The 809-nt window shown below is 68.1% G+C and carries 2 protein-coding genes; both read right to left on the bottom strand.

From position 1 onward, the window contains the following. Positions 1-452: FAD-binding oxidoreductase (locus BKE38_RS29500; protein WP_131829804.1), on the bottom strand; the 452-nt coding region annotated here is incomplete at its 3' end. Positions 453-579: 127 nt separating this feature from the next. After that, a complete protein-coding gene (gene ykgO / locus BKE38_RS29495) occupies positions 580-705 on the bottom strand; it encodes a type B 50S ribosomal protein L36 (protein WP_076960648.1) in 126 nt (41 codons plus the stop codon). Positions 706-809 lie beyond the last annotated feature (104 nt).

Here is an 809-nt window from a genome sequence, read left to right as displayed (position 1 = left end):
CTCGACGGATCGGGGGCATAGAAGAAGCCGTCGCCGGCGACGGCCTGGGTGATGCCGATATTGGTGACGCCCGCCTCCACCACCGCCAGCCGGTCGGCATAGTCGACCTCCAGGATGCGGTTCATACGCATCAGCCCGATCACCACCCCGTCTTCCAGCGGCAGCGCGCCACCCGACAGGCTGGTGCCCGCGCCGCGAGGGATCACCCGCACGTTGTTCTGGTGGCAGAAGCGCAGCACGGCGGCGACCTGCTCCGTGCTGGTCGGCAGCACCACGGCCAGCGGCGGCTGGCGATAGGCCGACAGCCCGTCCGTCTCATAGGCCTTCAGCCGCACGGCGTCGCCGATCACCCCCTGGCCCAGCGGCCCGTCCGGCACCAGCGCCCGCAGCCCCGCCAGGATATCCGCCCGCCGCGCCAGCACGGCCGGATCCGGCCTCGGCAATTCGATCATGTCCGCGCACTCCCTGCCCGAACCATGACCCCCCGCCCGCCCGCCAGCAAGCAGGCACAAAAAAACGCTGCCCCGGTGCGCACCAGGGCAGCGTTTTTCGGAAGTCTCCGCAGAATGCGGCCGGGGCTCAGCCCTGGCGCGCCTTCAGGCGGGGGTTCTTCTTGTTGAGCACGTACAGACGGCCGCGGCGGCGAACCACAACGCAGTTCTTGTCGCGCGTCTTGGCGCTCTTCAGGCTGTTACGGATCTTCATCGGGGTACCCTCTTAGAGCGGGCGCGTGTAAGGGGCCCAAGCCGCGCTGTCAATCGAGTCGAAGGTCGGGGGAATGAATTCCCCCGAACCCCCTTCTTTTTTCT

It is taken from the genome of Teichococcus deserti, from assembly GCF_001982615.1.
Lineage (GTDB): Bacteria > Pseudomonadota > Alphaproteobacteria > Acetobacterales > Acetobacteraceae > Pseudoroseomonas > Pseudoroseomonas deserti.
Note: the sequence above shows the minus strand (reverse complement) of the source record. Positions and strands in the feature narration are given on the sequence as shown.

Bases quoted from the DNA above. Each gene is read 5' to 3' on its own strand.
- ykgO (WP_076960648.1), bottom strand. From the start codon at position 705: ATGAAGATCCGTAACAGCCTGAAGAGCGCCAAGACGCGCGACAAGAAC.